Source organism: Variovorax endophyticus, assembly GCF_025376855.1.
In the GTDB taxonomy this organism is placed as follows: domain Bacteria; phylum Pseudomonadota; class Gammaproteobacteria; order Burkholderiales; family Burkholderiaceae_C; genus Variovorax.
In genome coordinates this window covers 114,991-131,219 of the sequence record NZ_JAHUTH010000019.1, presented here as the reverse complement: position 1 = coordinate 131,219, position 16,229 = coordinate 114,991, and the positions used below count along the sequence as shown (strand labels likewise).

16 protein-coding genes and 1 tRNA gene are annotated in these 16,229 nt (G+C 70.2%); 5 read left to right on the top strand and 12 right to left on the bottom strand.

The window, feature by feature from the left end:
- The first annotated feature begins 40 nt into the window (after positions 1-40).
- Positions 41-1,309, top strand: coding sequence for an aspartate kinase (locus KV106_RS23910; protein ID WP_057594462.1), 1,269 nt, complete (start codon positions 41-43; stop codon positions 1,307-1,309).
- Between the two features lie 27 nt (positions 1,310-1,336).
- Positions 1,337-1,429, top strand: a tRNA-Ser gene (locus KV106_RS23905).
- Positions 1,430-1,600: 171 nt separating this feature from the next.
- On the opposite strand, the gene KV106_RS23900 is transcribed toward KV106_RS23905, so the two are convergent.
- The gene (locus tag KV106_RS23900; RefSeq protein ID WP_057594461.1) at positions 1,601-1,837 is read right to left on the bottom strand and encodes a hypothetical protein; all 237 of its coding nucleotides are present in this window, start codon (positions 1,835-1,837) and stop codon (positions 1,601-1,603) included.
- Positions 1,838-2,277: 440 nt separating this feature from the next.
- Between KV106_RS23900 and KV106_RS23895 the strand changes: the two genes are divergently transcribed.
- Positions 2,278-2,478 carry a hypothetical protein gene (locus KV106_RS23895; protein WP_261212790.1) on the top strand — a complete coding sequence of 67 codons (201 nt, stop codon included), beginning with the start codon at positions 2,278-2,280 and terminating at the stop codon, positions 2,476-2,478.
- Positions 2,479-2,637: 159 nt separating this feature from the next.
- Positions 2,638-2,865 carry a hypothetical protein gene (locus KV106_RS23890; protein WP_057594459.1) on the top strand — a complete coding sequence of 76 codons (228 nt, stop codon included), beginning with the start codon at positions 2,638-2,640 and terminating at the stop codon, positions 2,863-2,865.
- A 1-nt stretch (position 2,866) separates the two neighbouring features.
- Here KV106_RS23890 and KV106_RS23885 read toward each other — a convergent pair whose 3' ends face one another.
- Genes KV106_RS23885 through KV106_RS23850 form a run of 8 tightly spaced genes read right to left on the bottom strand, consistent with a single transcriptional unit; the run spans position 2,867 to position 10,743 of the window.
- Positions 2,867-3,850: a Bug family tripartite tricarboxylate transporter substrate binding protein gene (locus KV106_RS23885; RefSeq protein ID WP_064262298.1), complete on the bottom strand. Its 984-nt coding sequence runs from the start codon at positions 3,848-3,850 to the stop codon at positions 2,867-2,869.
- Between the two features lie 16 nt (positions 3,851-3,866).
- Positions 3,867-4,718 carry an SDR family NAD(P)-dependent oxidoreductase gene (locus KV106_RS23880; protein WP_057594458.1) on the bottom strand — a complete coding sequence of 284 codons (852 nt, stop codon included), beginning with the start codon at positions 4,716-4,718 and terminating at the stop codon, positions 3,867-3,869.
- Positions 4,719-4,767: 49 nt separating this feature from the next.
- Positions 4,768-5,292: a carboxymuconolactone decarboxylase family protein gene (locus tag KV106_RS23875; protein ID WP_261212786.1), complete on the bottom strand. Its 525-nt coding sequence runs from the start codon at positions 5,290-5,292 to the stop codon at positions 4,768-4,770.
- 35 nt (positions 5,293-5,327) lie between these two features.
- Complete coding sequence (locus KV106_RS23870) at positions 5,328-6,863, bottom strand: ABC transporter substrate-binding protein (protein WP_261212784.1); 1,536 nt, start codon at positions 6,861-6,863, stop codon at positions 5,328-5,330.
- Positions 6,860-7,891, bottom strand: coding sequence for an oligopeptide/dipeptide ABC transporter ATP-binding protein (locus KV106_RS23865; protein ID WP_261212782.1), 1,032 nt, complete (start codon positions 7,889-7,891; stop codon positions 6,860-6,862). Before KV106_RS23865 ends, KV106_RS23870 begins: the two co-directional genes overlap by 4 nt.
- Positions 7,888-8,877, bottom strand: coding sequence for an ABC transporter ATP-binding protein (locus KV106_RS23860; protein ID WP_261212780.1), 990 nt, complete (start codon positions 8,875-8,877; stop codon positions 7,888-7,890). The genes KV106_RS23865 and KV106_RS23860 overlap by 4 nt, the downstream gene beginning before the upstream one ends.
- Positions 8,874-9,764, bottom strand: a complete 891-nt coding sequence (locus tag KV106_RS23855; RefSeq protein ID WP_057596521.1) for an ABC transporter permease — start codon at positions 9,762-9,764, stop codon at positions 8,874-8,876. The genes KV106_RS23860 and KV106_RS23855 overlap by 4 nt, the downstream gene beginning before the upstream one ends.
- Positions 9,754-10,743 carry an ABC transporter permease gene (locus tag KV106_RS23850; protein ID WP_261212778.1) on the bottom strand — a complete coding sequence of 330 codons (990 nt, stop codon included), beginning with the start codon at positions 10,741-10,743 and terminating at the stop codon, positions 9,754-9,756. Before KV106_RS23850 ends, KV106_RS23855 begins: the two co-directional genes overlap by 11 nt.
- 312 nt (positions 10,744-11,055) lie before the next feature.
- Here KV106_RS23850 and KV106_RS23845 point away from each other — a divergent pair, with 312 nt between their 5' ends.
- Positions 11,056-12,738, top strand: a complete 1,683-nt coding sequence (locus KV106_RS23845; RefSeq protein WP_261212776.1) for a long-chain fatty acid--CoA ligase — start codon at positions 11,056-11,058, stop codon at positions 12,736-12,738.
- 25 nt (positions 12,739-12,763) lie between these two features.
- Here the strand turns inward: KV106_RS23845 and KV106_RS23840 are convergent, their stop codons facing one another.
- From KV106_RS23840 to KV106_RS23830, 3 genes are read right to left on the bottom strand one after another with little or no spacing between them, the layout of a single operon-like run.
- Positions 12,764-13,840 (bottom strand): phosphotransferase, encoded by a 1,077-nt coding sequence (locus tag KV106_RS23840; protein ID WP_261212774.1) that lies wholly within the window; start codon positions 13,838-13,840, stop codon positions 12,764-12,766.
- 14 nt (positions 13,841-13,854) lie between these two features.
- Positions 13,855-14,976: an acyl-CoA dehydrogenase family protein gene (locus KV106_RS23835; RefSeq protein ID WP_261212772.1), complete on the bottom strand. Its 1,122-nt coding sequence runs from the start codon at positions 14,974-14,976 to the stop codon at positions 13,855-13,857.
- A gap of 40 nt (positions 14,977-15,016) precedes the next feature.
- A complete protein-coding gene (locus tag KV106_RS23830) occupies positions 15,017-16,219 on the bottom strand; it encodes an acyl-CoA dehydrogenase family protein (RefSeq protein WP_261212770.1) in 1,203 nt (400 codons plus the stop codon).
- Between the last annotated feature and the right edge of the window lie 10 nt (positions 16,220-16,229).

Below are 16,229 nucleotides of genomic sequence, written 5' to 3'. Positions count from 1 at the left end.
TGGTTGAAGCGCGGGATTTTTCTTCTCTCAGAATTCACCCATGGCATTGATCGTTCACAAATACGGCGGCACGTCGATGGGCTCGACCGAGCGCATCCGCAATGTCGCCAAGCGCGTCGCCAAGTGGGCGCGCGCCGGCCACCAGATGATCGTGGTCCCGAGTGCCATGAGCGGCGAAACCAATCGCCTGCTCGGCCTGGCGAAAGAGCTCGCGCCCAGCAAACCGGCCGAGGCGCACAACCGCGAGCTCGACATGCTCGCCTCCACGGGCGAGCAGGCCTCGTCGGCGCTGCTGGCGATCGCGCTGCAGGCCGAGGGCGTGGAGGCCGTGAGCTACGCGGGCTGGCAGGTGTCGGTGCGCACCGACAGCTCCTACACCAAGGCCCGCATCGAGAGCATCGACGATGCCCGCGTGCGCGCCGACCTCGCGGTCGGCCGCGTGGTCGTCATCACCGGCTTCCAGGGCGTGGACGATGCCGGCAACATCACGACGCTGGGCCGCGGCGGCAGCGACACCTCGGCGGTGGCGATCGCGGCCGCGATGAAGGCCAACGAGTGCCTGATCTACACCGACGTCGACGGCGTCTACACCACCGACCCGCGCGTCGAGCCCGATGCGCGCCGCCTCTCGACCGTGAGCTTCGAGGAGATGCTCGAGATGGCGAGCCTGGGCTCCAAGGTGCTGCAGATCCGCTCGGTGGAATTCGCCGGCAAGTACAAGGTGCCGCTGCGCGTGCTGTCCAGCTTCACGCCCTGGGACATCGACATCAATGAAGAGGCCAAGTCCGGCACGCTGATCACTTTCGAGGAAGACGAAAACATGGAACAAGCCGTCGTATCCGGCATCGCTTTCAACCGCGACGAAGCCAAGATCTCGGTGCTCGGCGTGCCCGACAAGCCGGGCATCGCGTATCACATCCTCGGTGCGGTGGCCGACGCCAACATCGAGGTCGACGTGATCATCCAGAACCTCAGCAAGGACGGGAAGACCGACTTCAGCTTCACGGTGCACCGCAACGAGTACGCGCGCACCGTCGACCTGCTGCAGGCCAAGGTCATGCCTTCGCTGGGCGCGACCGAGATCGTCGGCGACACCAAGATCTGCAAGGTCAGCATCGTGGGCATCGGCATGCGCAGCCACGTGGGCGTGGCGAGCAAGATGTTCCGCGTGCTGAGCGAAGAGGGCATCAACATCCAGATGATTTCGACCAGCGAGATCAAGACCTCGGTCGTGATCGACGAAAAATATATGGAGTTGGCGGTGCGCGCGTTGCACAAAGCCTTCGATCTGGACCAACCGGCCGCCTGAGTGATGGCATAATCTCGGCTTCTTTCAGGAACTGTGACCGAGTGGCCGAAGGTGCTCCCCTGCTAAGGGAGTATGGGGTGTAGAGCCTCATCGAGGGTTCGAATCCCTCCGGTTCCGCCAAGACCCGTGCCGAGGACGCAAGTCCAAGGACGGAAAAGCCCAGAAGCATCGCTGCTTCTGGGCTTTTTTCTTGGCCGCTCGGAATGCGCTCTGGGTGGCGCTTCCTTCTTTTCGTTCCTTCGCGGCCTGACAGCATGGCGGCGGCATTGCATGGCCGCCCGATCGTTTCGCCTACTGCCCGTGCACCGACACCTGCGACTCGGGCATGGCAGGCACGCCCGCCGGCATCGTGTCCACCAGCCGCACTTCCAGCGGATCGCAGGGCGCGCCGTTCTGGCGGCCGTCGAAGCGCACGCGGATGTGCGAATGGGTCGCGCCGGTGATGGTGCCCAGGCGTCCATCGCAGAACACGCGGCTGCCGCGCTGGAACTGCAGGCCGAAACGGTCGTTGATCTCCTTGAAGCTCATCAGTACCTCCTGTTGTCGATGGGCTGGAGCGATGGTCGGGTGATTTAACAAAGGTTGCCGTCAGTTACCTGATGTCTTTGGTTGTAGGCGGAGTCGTGCGCGTCACGAAGGTCAAAACCTTAGCGTCGCGCGGTCAAGCCTTGTGAACTGCGTCGGCCTGAAAGCCATCGACGACGGCAATGAGGACGTGAAACCGTGAACTGTGAATCCGCAAGCGTGTGTTATTCACAAACCGTCCATGCAAAACGTAACTCGATTCTTCCTACCCATGCAGGGAGGAATTAACTTACGTAACTCGTCACACAAAAAAGGTACAGGGAGTGACAAACACATTGCAGGACAGCTTCGCCTGTCGCGTCAGCATGCCCATCGCCACGGCCGAGGAGCGATGTTTCCGCTACGTGCCGGCGGTTGCCATCTTTCGCCGGATTCCGCCGGAAATGCTCGATACCTGGCTGATGCCCGACGGAAAAGCCCGCGGCGACCGCGAGCTCGCGAGCGAGGTGCTGATCGAGGTGCGGCATGCGGGCGACGACAGCGGCGCCACGCCGCAGCGTTTCGATCTGTCGGAGGTGCTCGAGGTCGGGCGGGCCGCATCGCTGTTCGTCTCGACCTTTCTCTCGAGCCTGCCGCGGCCCTGAGCCGGAACGACAGCGGGCAGGCTGGCCCAAATCCAGTCGAAACATTGCCGAATTGCCAGCAAATCATTTCTGCTTTTGCGCAGAAAACGTGATTTTGTTCCGGCAAGAATGTTAACTTTTGTTGTCGATTTCGAGCCTGAGTCCTAAGATGGAGCGCACATGCACGCTCCCTCCCTCGTTCTCGAACTGCCGGATCACTGGACCGGCGCCTTCGAACCCACGATGAATGCCGACGGCTCCTGCGCCGGCGTGGCCGAGATCTTCCTGGACGGCGTTCCACGCTGCGCCCTGGTGATTTCCGAGCAGCCGACCTGGGACATCGCCTTCCAGCGCGCCCAGGCCAAGGCGGTCCAGTTCGTGCGCGCCTGGAACTGCAGCGCCGACTGAATCAGTCCGCCTTCGCGCCGGTCAGCTTCACCGCGTCGCCCCAGAACGCCATCTCGCTGCGGATGAAGGCCGCGAACTCCTCGGGCGTCCCGCCCTGCGGTTCGCTCGCGTTGTCGCGCATCGCCTGACGCACCTCCTCGGTCTGCAGCGCCTTGTTCGCGGCCTCGTTGAGCCTGCGGATCACCTCGCGCGGCGTATGGGCCGGCGCCACCAGGCCGCCCCACGAATAGATGCCGAAGCCCGGCAGGCCCGACTCGGCGATGGTCGGCACCTCGGGCAGCACCGCCGAGCGCGCCGTGGCCGCCACCGCGATCGGCCGCACCTTGCCGGCCCTGATCAGCGACTGCGAGGAGGAGATGTTGTCGAACATCACCTGCACGTCGCCCGACATCAGGTTCGACAGCGCGGGCCCGCTGCCCTTGTACGGCACGTGCAGCAGCTCGACCTGCGCGCGATGGGCGAACAGCGCGGTGGTCAGGTGGAAGGTGCTGCCCGGCCCGGCGCTCGCATAGGCCACGCGCCCGGGCCTGGCCCTGGCCTGCGCGATCAGCTCGCCGACGGTCTTCGCGGGAAAGTCGTTGTTCGCGATCAGCACCATGGTGGTCTTGCCCACGCGCATGATCGGCGCGAAGTCCTTCACCGGGTCGTAGGGCAGGCGCGCGAACAGGTTCGGGTTGATGCCGTGCACCGTGCTCGTGGTGTACATGATCGTGTAGCCGTCGGCCGGCGCGCGCGCGACGAACTCGGCGCCGATGTTGCCCGAGGCACCGGGCTTGTTCTCGACCACCACCGGCTGGCCGAGGATCCTGCCCATCTGGTTGGCGAGCAGCCGTGCCGTGATGTCGGTGGCGCCGCCGGGCGTGAAGCCGGCCACCAGCTTGATCGGGCGCGTGGGGAAGCTGTCGGCCTGGGCGCTGGCCGGCAGCGGGAGCGCCGCCGCCAGCAGGGCCAGGAGCGCGCCGCGGCGCGAGGCGTCTGCGTTCATGAGGAGGTCTCCCCGCTCAGGCGCGGGCCACGCCCACGCCCAGCCCGCCGTCGACCATCAGCGCGTGCGCGTTGACGTAGCTCGATTCGTTCGAGATCAGGTAGAGGCAGCCGTAGGCCACCTCCCAGCCCGTGCCCTGGCGGCCGAAGGGCACGGCCGCCGCGCGGCCCGGCCGCCGGCGCGAGGCGTCGCGGCCCATGGGCGTGTCCATCAGGCCCGGCAGCAGCGCATTGCAGCGGATGCCGCGCGGCTCGCCAGCCACCGCGATGGCGCGCGCCAGCGCCACCTGCGCGGCCTTCGAGGATTCGTAGGCCGGGTTGCGCCCGCTGTTGCGCACCGCGGCCAGCGAGGACATCAGCACGATGGCCGAGCCCGGCGCCATGAGCTCGAGCGCCGCCTGGCTGAACAGCATGTGGCTGCGCACGTTGACGGCGTACTCCTCGTCCCAGTCGGCCGCCGTCTGGCGGTCCAGCGGCAGGGCGCGCGAGATGCCGACGTTGAGCACCAGCCCGTCGAGCCCGCCCAGGCGCTCGGCGCAGCGCCGCACCAGCGGCGCGATGGCCGCGGCATCGCGCACGTCGGCGACCTCGGCGAAGGCCCGGCCGCCCTCGCGCTCGACCAGCGCGCAGGTCTGCTCGACCGCGGGCCGCGACATGTCGACGCAGGCCAGGCTCGCGCCCTCGCGCGCGAACAGCAGCGAGATCGCGCGGCCGTTGCCCACGGGCGGCTGTTCCTCGGGGATGTCGCGCTGGCCGGCGCCGATCACGAGCACGCGGCGGCCCTGCAGGCGGCCGCGGCCCGGCGAGCGGCCCAGCGTTTCGTCGTGCATCTGGAGGCCGGGGTCGAGTTCCTGGGGAGCGAGGTTCATGGTGCTGAAGGAAGAAGTTGTTCGGGGAAAGGGCGGGAAGGGCGGCCGTTCACTCGACCGTGCCGGGCGGCTCGATGTCGACCTCGAAGTTCTCGAGGAAGCGGCTCACCAGCATGTAGAAGCCGATCACCAGCGTGAGCTCGGCGACTCCGCCGGGCGTGAGCCGTTCGCACAGCGCCTCGAACATCGCGTCGGGCGCCTTCACGTGCAGCAGCACCTGGTCGGTGTAGGCCAGCACCATGCGTTCGGTCTCGTCGAGCGCGGCGGTGTCGGCGCCTTTCTCGAGCGCGGCGATCTTGTCCTCGGCCAGGCCGACGCGGCGCGCCACGCGCTTGTGCTGGTGCACCTCGTAGCTCGCGCCACTGAGGATGCCCACGCGCAGGATCGCGATCTCGCGCAGCTTCGCGTCGATCCGGTTGTCGCGCAGGATCGCGCCGCCCAGCGCGAGGAAGCCCTCGGCCGCCTTGCCCGCGTGCGGCAGCATGCGGTAGAGGTTGAGCGGCGGGCGCGAGGCGATCAGCCGGGTGTAGGAGTCGGGTGCCTGCGCGAGGTCGAAGTAGGGGATGCGGGCCATGGTGTGTCCGTTGGTGGTTGGAGGAATGGAGCGGCTCAGCGGTCGAGCCAGATCGCGCGCGTGCGGATCACGCTGTTGAGCATCGGCGGCACGTCCCGGACCTTGGGGCTCGCCACCGCGTAATAGGTGACGCGGATCGGGATCAGCTGGAACGCCTCGTCTGACACGATCTGCGCGACCTCGCAGTACATGGCCTTGCGCTTGCCCTTGTCGGTCTCGGCGCGCGCCTTGGCGAGGATCGCGTCGACCTTCGCGGTGTCGTGGCGGCTCACGGGCGCGCCGTTCTCGCCGCCGAAGTAATAGGCCAGCGCCACGTCGGGCTCGCCCACGATGTCGCTGAAGCGCCAGACGTCCATCTGGTAGTCGCCGCTCAGGCCCACGCGCACGTTCTGGCTCTGCTCGACCAGCCGGATCTCGGCCTCCATGCCGGCCTCCTTCACGAACTGCTGCACCATGCCGGCCTGGCGCCGGCCCGCGGGCGTGTTGGTCGACACCAGCTGGAACTTGATCGGCTTGCCCACCGAGGCCACCAGCGCGCGCGCCTTGGCGAGGTCGTAGCCGCGCCAGTTCAGGTTCGGGCAGTGCCACTCCGAGTTCGAGCCCAGCAGGTCGGTGGTGGCGACCGTGGTGCCGAGGAAGAAAGTGTCGAGCATCGCCTTGCTGTTGAAGGCATGCACCACGGCCGCGCGCACGCGCTGGTCGTTGAAGGGCTCCTTCGAGGCATTGAAGTTCCACGAGATCGCGCCCGAGCCCTGGTACTCGTGCACCTTGAGCTGCGGGTCCTTCTTCGCGTCGAGCACGTGGTTCGCGGTGTCCATGCGGCCGATGTCGACCTGGCCCGACTTGATGCTCTGGTAGCGCGTGTTGCCGTCGGGCAGCACGCGGTAGACCAGCCGGTCGAGGTAGGGCAGCTTCGGGTCCCAGTAATCGGGGTTGCGCTCCATCACGATGCGGTCGCCGGCCTGCCATTCCTTGAACACGAAGGGCCCGGTGCCGACCGGCTTGCGATGGAAGCCCTCGGGATCGGCCTTGAGCGCGGCCGGCGAGCCGAAGAAGTTGACGAGGTTCTCCGACGCCAGCGCCGACTGCAGCGCCGACCACGGCTGCTTCAGCACGAAGCGCACCGTCAGGTCGTCGACCTTCTCCACCGTCTTGACCGGCGCGATGATCGACAGGTTGATGCCGCTCTCGGGTGCCATCAGCCAGGCGTAGTGCGCCACCACCGCGTCGGCGTCGAAGGGCGTGCCGTCGTGGAACCTGACCTTCGGGCGCAGCTTCACGGTCGCACTCAGGCGGTCGGGCGCCTCGGCGAAGCTCAGGCCCAACCGCGGCACGATCTGCTTGCCCTCGAACACGAACAGCGTCTCCATCACCGAGGAGGCCGGCGCGCTGGTGTTCTGGTTGAAGATCTTGGCCTTCGCGGCATTGAAGCCGCTGAACTCGGCCTCCATGCCGAGCGTGAGCGTGCCGCCCTTCTTCTGCGCGTGGGCGCAGGGGACGAGCAGGGCGGTGCCGAGCAGGCCGGCGGCGCACAGCGCGGCGATGCGGGAGACGGGAGCGGAGTGCTTCATGCGGTGATTTCCTCGGGTTCCAGGGGGGCGACAGCGGCGGGCGGCGGCACCGCCACCGAGAACGGAAAGTGGCACGCGACCTCCCGCCCGTCGGGCAGGCGCGCGAGCGGCGGCGCGGCGGCCGCGCAGGCGGCCTGCGCGCCCGGGCAGCGGGTGCGGAAGCGGCAGCCCGCGGGCAGCGCCATCGGCGAGGGCATCTCGCCGCGCAGCGCGATGCGCCGCGGCTGCAGGCCCGGATCGGCGCGCGGTACCGCGCTCAGCAACGCCGCGGTGTAGGGATGGGCCGGACGCTCGAGCACCTCCCGCGCGGGGCCGATCTCGCAGATTGCGCCGAGGAACATCACGGCCACGCGGTCGGCCACGTTGCGCACCACCGCGAGGTCGTGCGAGATGAACAGCATGCTCAGGCCGAGCCGGCCGCGCAGTGCATTGAGCAGGTTGAGCACCTGCGCGCGCACCGACACGTCGAGCGCCGACACCGGCTCGTCGCACACCAGCAGCACCGGCTCGAGGATCAGGGCGCGCGCGATCGAGATGCGCTGGCACTGGCCGCCCGAGAACTCGTGCGGATAGCGCCCGAGCACGCTCTCGCTGTCCAGGCCCACGATCTCGAGCGTCTCGCGGATGCGCCGGGCGCTCGCGGCCGGATCGAACAGGCCGTTCACGCGCAGCGGGAATTCGAGGATCTCGCGCACCGTGCGCTGCGGGTTCAGCGAGGAGATCGGGTCCTGGAAGATCATCTGGAAGCGGCGGCGCAGCCGCTGCAGCGCGCGCGCATCGAGCCGCGCGAGCGGCTGGCCCTCGAGCGCGATCGCGCCGTCGGCCACCGGCGCGAGCTGCATCACGGCCTTGGCGACCGAGGACTTGCCGCAACCCGACTCGCCGACCAGCGCCAGCGTCTCGCCGTGCGCGATCTCGAAGCCCACGCGGTCGACGGCGCGCATGGCCTGCCGGCCGGCCAGCGGATAGACCACCTCGAGGTCCCGCACCGCGAGCACCGGTGCCGTCGATGGATCGATGCCGTTCATGCCGCGTGCTCCAGCGGACGCCAGCAGCGACAGGCCCGGTCGCCGCGCCCATCGACGGCTTCGAGCGCGGGCCGCAGCGCCTCGCAATGCGCGCTGCGCCGGTCGCAGCGCGGTGCATAGCGGCAGCCGCCGGCGAGCGAGTGCACGGCGGGCGGCCGGCCGCCGATGGTGTGCAGCGCGGCATGCGGCGGATCGTCGAGCCGCGGGATCGAGCGCAGCAGGTCGCGCGTGTAGGGCATGCGCGGCGCGTCGAAGAGCGCGGCGGTCGGTGCCTGCTCGACGACCTGGCCCGCGTACATCACGGCGATGTCGTCGGCATGGCCGGCCGCCACGCCGAGGTCGTGGGTGACGAGGATCATGGTCATGCGGTGCTCGCGCTGCAGCCGGCGCAGCAGGTCGAGGATCTCGGCCTGCACCGTCACGTCGAGCGCGGTGGTGGGTTCGTCGGCGATCAGCAGCTCGGGTTCGCAGGCGATCGCCATCGCGATCACCACGCGCTGGCGCATGCCGCCCGAGAGTTCGTGCGGCAGCTGCCGCAGGCGGCGCTCGGGCGAGCCGATGCCCACCTGCGCGAGCAGCGCGACGGCGCGCGCCTCGGCCTCGTGGCGCGTGAGCCGCAGGTGCTGGCGCATGCCCTCGGCGAGCTGCGCGCCGATCGGCCGCACCGGGTTCAGCGCCGTCATCGGGTCCTGGAACACCATCGCGATGCGCTGCCCGCGCACCGCCTGCATGGCGGCGCGGTCCAGCCGCAGCAGGTCGCGGCCGTCGAACAGGATCCGCGCTTCGGGCGAGGTCGTCGCGGCGGGACCGAGCAGCCGCAGGATCGAGCGCGAGAGCACCGACTTGCCCGAGCCCGATTCGCCGACGATCGCCAGGGTGCGCGAGCGCGCCACCGCGAGCGAGACGTCGTCGAGCGCGCGCAGCGAGCCGCGCGGGGTCTGGAACTGCACGCCGAGCCGGCTCACCTGGAGCAGGGTGTCGTTCATCGCAGACCTCCGCGCCCGCCGCCGCGGCGCTGCCGCAGGCTGTCGCCGAGCAGGTTCAGGCTCAGCACGGTGAGGAACATCGCGGCCGCGGGGATCAGGCTCGCATGCGGCACGCGCTCCAGCGATTCGCGGCCCTCGGCGATCATGCCGCCCCAGCTCGGCGTGGGGGGCGGCACGCCGACGCCGAGGAAACTCAGCGAGCCCTCCGCGACGATCATCACCGACATGATGGTGAGCGCGTAGGTCAGGAGCGACATGCGCATGTTCGGCAGGATCTCGCGCAGCATGATCTGCAGGTCGCTCGCGCCCGCGGTGCGCGCGGCCAGCACGAACTCGCGGCCGATCAGCGGCAGCGCGTTGGCGCGCGCGATGCGCGCGAAGGCGGGGATCGACATCACGCCGAGCGCCAGCGTCACGTTCTGCACCGAGGGCCCGAGCACCACCGTGAGGCCGAGCGCGAACACCAGGCTCGGAAAGGCCAGCATGGCATCGAGCAGCGCGAGGATCGCGGTGCGCAGCGGCCCGCCGTACCAGGCCGCGAGCAGGCCCAGCGCCGAGCCGAACACCAGCCCGATCAGCGGCGCGACCAGGCTCACGGCGAGCGACACCCGCGCGCCATGCGCGAGCCGCGAGAGGATGTCGCGGCCATCGAGATCCGCCCCCAGCAGGTGGGCCGCGCTCGGGCCCTGCTCGGCGGCCGCGAAGTCCATGTCGGTGGGCGAGGGCAGCGGCAGCCAGTCGGCCGCGATGGCGCAGCCCAGCACCAGCAGCAGCCAGGCGCAGGGCAGGCCCAGGCGCAGCACGCCGCGCAGCCCGATGCGGCGCTTCGGCACGGCGGCGGCGACGGCGGCCTGCGCCGGCGCGGCGGGCAGCGATTCAGCGTGCATGGCGCTCTCCCACGCGAGGGTCGAGCAGCGCGTAGGCCGCGTCGACCGCCAGGTTCACGAGCACGAAGGCCACGCCGATGAACAGCACCACGCCCTGCAGGGTGACGAAGTCGCGCTTCGTGATGGCCTCGATCAGCAGCCGGCCCACGCCTGGCAGCGCGAACAGCGTCTCGATGATCACGGCGCCGCCGATCAGGTGGCCGACGTTGATGCCCATCACCGTGATCAGGCTGAAGGAGGAGGGCCGCAGCGCATGCCGCACCAGGATCTGCAGGTCCGAGAGCCCCTTGGCGCGCGCGACGGTGATGAACTCCTCGCGCAGCGTGCTGGCGATGTCGCTGCGCAGCAGCCGCAGGTAGATCGGCGCCTCGACCAGCGCCAGCGTGAGCGCGGGCAGCGCCAGCGAGCGCAGGCTCGCGAGGGGATCGCTCGCGAAAGGCACGTAGCCGGTGGCCGGGAACCAGCGCAGCCAGATCGCGAACAGCAGGATCAGCAGCAGGCCCAGCACGAAGTGCGGCACCGCGAGCACGCCGAAGGCGGCGCTCGAGATCGCGCGGTCGGCCGTGCCGCCCGCGCGGTAGCCGGCCCAGATGCCCAGCGGCAGCGCCAGCGCCAGCGCGATCAGCTGCGCCAGGAGCATCAGCTGGATCGACACCGGCAGCCGGTGCGCGATCGCCTGCGACACCGCTTCGCCGCTCAGCGGCGAGGTGCCCAGGTCGCCCTGCAGCGCGTTGCCGAGCCAGCCGAGGAAGCGCAGGTGCATCGGCTGGTCGAGGCCGAGCTCGCGCTGCAGCCGCGCGATCTCCTCGGGGCGTGCGTTGTCGCTGAGCATGGCGTCGATCACGTTGCCCGGCAGCAGCTCGAGCATCAGGAAGGTCGCGATGCTCAGCAGCGCCACCACCAGCAGCACATGGCCGGCGCGGCGCGCGAGGGCCGGCACCGCATTCCCGGTGCCCGCGGCCTCGATGAATCGTTTCACCGCAGCGCGCGGCGAAGGGCATGGGGGCGCGTGGCCTGAGGGGCGCAAGGCTTGTCTCCTGAATCGTTTCATCGCTGGCGCCAAAAAAAAGCGCGAGCAGTGTTTTCGTCGGCGGAATCCGGCGGTGAACGCCGGTCGTAAGAATTATAGGTATGGCTTTCTGACGAGATCAATGGCGAATTTACTCAGTGTTTTCCCTGCGAAATAATTGACGGCCATAGGGTGTGATCTGGAGAATTAGAAGTTGCAGTATGTTCCGGGCGAAAGCAGGACGGCTGCGCAGACCCGCCCATCCACCAACGAAAGAGGACGATGTCCAACCGGCACCTTGCCCACCTGCCATCGCACGTGGCGCCGTCGATCCCGATGCCCGCGACGCATCTCTACCGCAACCTCGAGATCTCGGCGCTGCGCTACCCGGACAAGGCCTGCGTGGTCTTCTACGACAACGCCGTGAGCTATGCGCGCTTCCAGCGCGAGACCGAGCGCATCGCGGCCTGGCTGCAGCAGGTCGGCGGCGTGGCGCGCGGCGACCGGGTGCTGCTCTACATGCAGAACAGCCCGCAGTTCATGCTGGCCTACTACGCCATCCTGCGCGCCGACGCGGTGGTGGTGCCGGTGAACCCGATGAACCTCGCGCAGGAGCTGCGGCACTGCGCGAGCGACAGCGGCGCGAAGGTCGCGTTCGCGTCGCAGGAATTGCTGGCGCGCATCCAGCCGCTGCTGGGCCACGAGCTGGCGCACCTGGTGGTGGCCAGCTACAGCGACTACCTGCATGAGCCCACCAGCCTGCCGGTGCCCGATTTCGTGGCCGAGCCGCGGCGTGCGCTGTCCGAGGCCGACATCGCCGCGGGCGCCGTCGCCTGGTCGGACGTGCTCGCGGCCGCGCGCGAACCCGCGCCGCTGGCCGGCGGCCCCGACGACCTCTGCGTGATGCCCTACACCTCGGGCACCACCGGCCTGCCCAAGGGCTGCATGCACACGCACCGCAGCACCATGGTCAACACCGTCTCGGGCGGGCTCTGGTATTCGGGCAACCAGGGCTCGGTGACGCTGTCGGTGTTGCCGATGTTCCATGTCACGGGCATGCAGAGCGGGCTCAACGGCACCATCTACAACGGCGCCACCACGGTGCTGCTGCCGCGCTGGGACCGCGACGCGGCCGCCCGGTGCGTGCAGCGCTACGGCGTCACGAGCATGGCGCTGATCACCGCGATGGTGATCGACTTCATGGCCAACCCGCGGCTCGACGACTACGAGCTCGGCAGCCTGCGGCGCATCGGCGGCGGCGGCGCGGCGATGCCGCGCGCGGTGGCCGAGCAGATGAGCGAGCGGCTGGGCCTGAGCTATGGCGAGGGCTACGGCATGTCGGAGACCATGGCCGCCACGCACATGAACCCGCCGCAGGCGCCGAAGGCGCAGTGCCTGGGCATCCCGATCTTCGACGTCGACGCGCGCGTGGTCGATCCGCAGACGCTGGCCGAGCTGCCGCCGGGCGAGGTCGGCGAGATCGTGGTGCACGGGCCGCAGCTGATGCGCGGCTACTGGAACAACCCCGAGGCCACGCGCCAGGCCTTCGTCGAGATCGACGGCCAGCGCTTCCTGCGCACCGGCGACCTGGGCCGCACCGACGAGGAGGGCTACTTCTTCTTCACCGACCGGCTCAAGCGCATGATCAACGCGGCCGGCTTCAAGGTCTGGCCGGCCGAGGTCGAGGCGCTGCTGCACCAGCATCCGGCCGTGCAGGAGGCCTGCGTGATCGCGGTCAGCGACGCGCGGCGCGGCGAGACCGTGAAGGCGCTGCTGGTGCTGCGCCCGGCCTTCGTGGACAAGATCGGCGCGCAGGAGATCGTCGACTGGTCGCACGCCAATATGGCGGCCTACAAGATTCCGCGCATCGTGGAGTTCGTGGCCAGCCTGCCGAAGTCGGGCACGGGCAAGGTGCAGTGGCGCGAGCTGCAGGAGCGCGAGAACGCGCGCGCCGCGGCGGCCTGACGCGGCCGCCGGCGCGGCGCCGGGCTCAGTCCAGCGCCCGCGCCATCGCCCAGGCCTGCTCGGCCAGCGGCCGCGCGCGCCGGCCGGCCTCGAGCGCCTTCGCATTCGAGGCATTGCCCGCGAGCGCCCGCGCCATGATCCCCTGCAGGATCCCCACCAGCCGGAACATGTTGAACACGAGGTAGTAGTTCCAGTCGCGCGCGCTCACCGCGTCGGGCGCGCGGCCGCTGCGCTCGAGGTAGCGCCGCAGGTGCTCGGCCTCGGAGGGAATGCCCAGCGCGGCCAGGTCCGCGCCCGCGAGGCCGCGCGAGTGGCCGCCCATGCGCCAGCTCATGCAGTGGTAGGCGAAGTCCGCCAGCGGATGGCCCAGCGTCGACAGTTCCCAGTCGAGCACCGCGAGGATGCGCGGTTCGTCCGGATGGAAGATCACGTTGTCGATGCGGTAGTCGCCATGGACGATGCGCGTTTCGTCGCCCGCGGGAATGTGCCGCGGCAGCCACTCGATCAGCCGGTCGGCCGCCTCGATGGTCTCGGTCTCGGCGGCGCGGTACTGGCGCGTCCAGCGCGCCACCTGCCGCTCGATGTAGTGGCCGGGCTTGCCATGGTCGGCCAGGCCCACGGCCAGCGGGTCGACGCGGTGCAGCTCGGCGATCACGCGGTTGAGCTCGTCGTAGTGCGCCGCGCGCGCGGCCGGGTCCATGCCGGGCAGCGCCGGGTCCCAGAGGATGCGGCCCTCGACGCAGTCCATCAGGTAGAAGTCGGTGCCGATCACCGACGGGTCCTGGCACAGCGCGAGAGGCCGCGCCACCGGCACCGGCGTGGCGGCCAGCGCGCGGATCGCGCGGTACTCGCGGTCCACCGCGTGGGCCGAGGGCAGGAGCACGCCGGGCGGCTTGCGCCGCATCACGTAGCGGCGTCCGCCCGCGCTCAGGCGGAAGGTCGGGTTCGACTGGCCGCCCTTGAACTGCTCGACCGCCAGCTCGCCCTCGAAGCCTTCCACGTGCGCGCGCATGAAGGCCGCGAGCGCGGCCACGTCGAAGGCATGCTGCGGCGCGACCTCGCGCGTGCCGGTGAAGCTGTCGGTGTCCTGCGATGCGCTCATCGTCGCGCTCCCGCTCAGTAGCCGCGCAGCCGCGCCAGGCGGTCGGCGTGGAAGTCCGCGTCGCCCCACAGCTCCTGCAGCACGCGCGCGCGCTTCATGTAGAGGCCGGCGTCGAACTCGTCGGTCATGCCCATGCCGCCATGCATCTGCACGGCCTCCTGCACCGCGAGCGTGGCGGTGCTGCCCGCGCGCGACTTGGCGATGGAGGCCGCGGCCTCGGCCCCACCGGCGGCCAGCGTCTGCTGGGCATGGACCAGCGCGGCGCGCGTGATCGCGAGTTCGGTGCACAGCAGCGCGGCGCGGTGCTGCAGCGCCTGGAATTCGCCGATGGCGCGGCCGAACTGCCGGCGTTCCTTGAGGTAGGCCAGGGTGCGCTCGAAGGCGGCCTCGGCCAGCCCGAGCAGCTCGGCCGCGGCCGCGACGCGGCCCGCGTCGAGCGCGGCCTCGATCGCGGCCGCCGCGCCATGCGCCTCGCCCAGCAGCGCGGCCGCCGGCAGCGCGACGCCGTCGAGGACCAGCCGCGCCGTCGGCCGCGCATCGACCATCGCCACGCGCTCGACCGCGAGGCCGGCGGCATCGGCCGGTACCAGGAACAGGCTGGGGCCCGGGGCTTGCGGCGCGCGCGCCGACACCACGAAGGCATCGGCCGCATGGCCGTCGACCACGAAGCACTTGGCGCCGTCGAGACGCCAGCCCTCGGCCGCGGGCTGCGCGCGCAGTTCGATGCACGCGGGGTCGTGCTTGCTGCGCTCGTCGAAGGCCGGCGCCACGATGCGTTCGCCCGAAGCGATGGCCGCGAGCCATTCGGCCTGCTGCGCCGGGCTGCCCGCGCGCATCAGCGCGGTGGCCGCGACCACGCCCGAGGCGAGGAAGGGCGAGGCCGTGAGCTGGCGGCCGATCTCCTCCATCACCACGCCGGCCTCGACCGCGCCGAGGCCCAGGCCGCCGTGCGCCTCGGGCACCAGCACGCCCGTGTAGCCCATGCCGGCGAAGCGCGCCCAGAGCTCGCGGCAGAAGCCGTCGTGGTCGTTCGCGTCGCGCAGCCGGCGCAACTGCGCGACGGGGCCGTTCTCGGCGATGAAGCCGCGCGCGCTGTCGCGCAACAGGGTCTGTTCTTCGGTCAGGACGAGCGGCATCGCCGGGGTTCCTCGCGGTGTCGGTGAAGGAAGAGGGGGCTCAGGCGTCGGGCAGCGCGAGCAGGCGCTTGGCGATCACGTTGAGCTGCACCTCGCTGGTGCCGCCCTCGATCGAGTTGCCCTTGGTGCGCAGCCAGGCCCGCGCGTGCGCGCCATGCTGCGAGCGCTCGCTGTCCCACTCGAGCGCATCGCTGCCGCCGGCGGCCATCAGCAGTTCGAAGCGCCGCTTGTTGAGCTCGGCGCCGTAGAACTTCAGCACCGACGAGAAGGCCGGATGCACGCCGTGCTCGCCGCCGCCTTCGGCGTTGCGAGCCAGGTCGCCGGTGCGCGCCATCGCGAGCCGGAACGCGGCCTCGTCGACCTCGAAGGCCGCGATGCGCGCGCGCAGCAGCGGGTCGGCGAGGCGGCCGCCTTCGTCGAGCCCGAGCCACTGCGCGGCCAGCTCGCCCATCGGCCGCGGCGCCGCGCGGTCGCCGATGGCGCCGATCATTTCGCGCTCGTGCGTCAGCAGGTACTTGGCCACGGTCCAGCCGGCGTTGAGCTCGCCGACCACGTTGTGCTTCTCGACCCGCACGTCGTCGAAGAAGGTCTCGCAGAACGGCGACTTGCCCGAGATCAGCCGGATCGGCCGCGTGCTCACGCCCGGCGTCGCCATGTCGAACAGCACGAAGCTGATGCCGGTGTGCTTCTTCGCGCCGGGGTCGGTGCGCACCAGGCAGAAGATCCAGTCGGCCTGGTCGGCATAGCTGGTCCAGATCTTCTGGCCGTTGACGACGAAGTGGTCGCCGCGGTCCTCGGCGCGCGTCTGCAGCGAGGCCAGGTCGGAGCCGGCATTGGGTTCGGAGTAGCCCTGGCACCAGCGGATCTCGCCGCGCGCGATGCGCGGCAGGTGCTCGCGCTTCTGCGCCTCGGTGCCGAACTTCAGCAGCGCCGGGCCGAGCATCCAGATGCCGAAGCTCTGCAGCGGCACGCGGCAGCCGAGCGAACGCATCTCCTCGGCCAGCACGCGTGCCTGCGCGGCATCGAGGCCGCCGCCGCCGTAGTCGCGCGGCCAGGCCGGCACGGTCCAGCCGCGCTCGGCCATGCGCGCGAGCCACAGGCGCTGCGCCTCGGACCGGAAGCGGAAATGGCGCCCGCCCCAGCAGACCTCGTCCTCGCTGCGCGCGGGCGTGCGCATCTCGGGCGGGCAATGGGCTTCGAGCCAGGCGCGGGTTTTGGCGCGGAAGTCGTCGAGCGAGGACATGGCCCGCTTC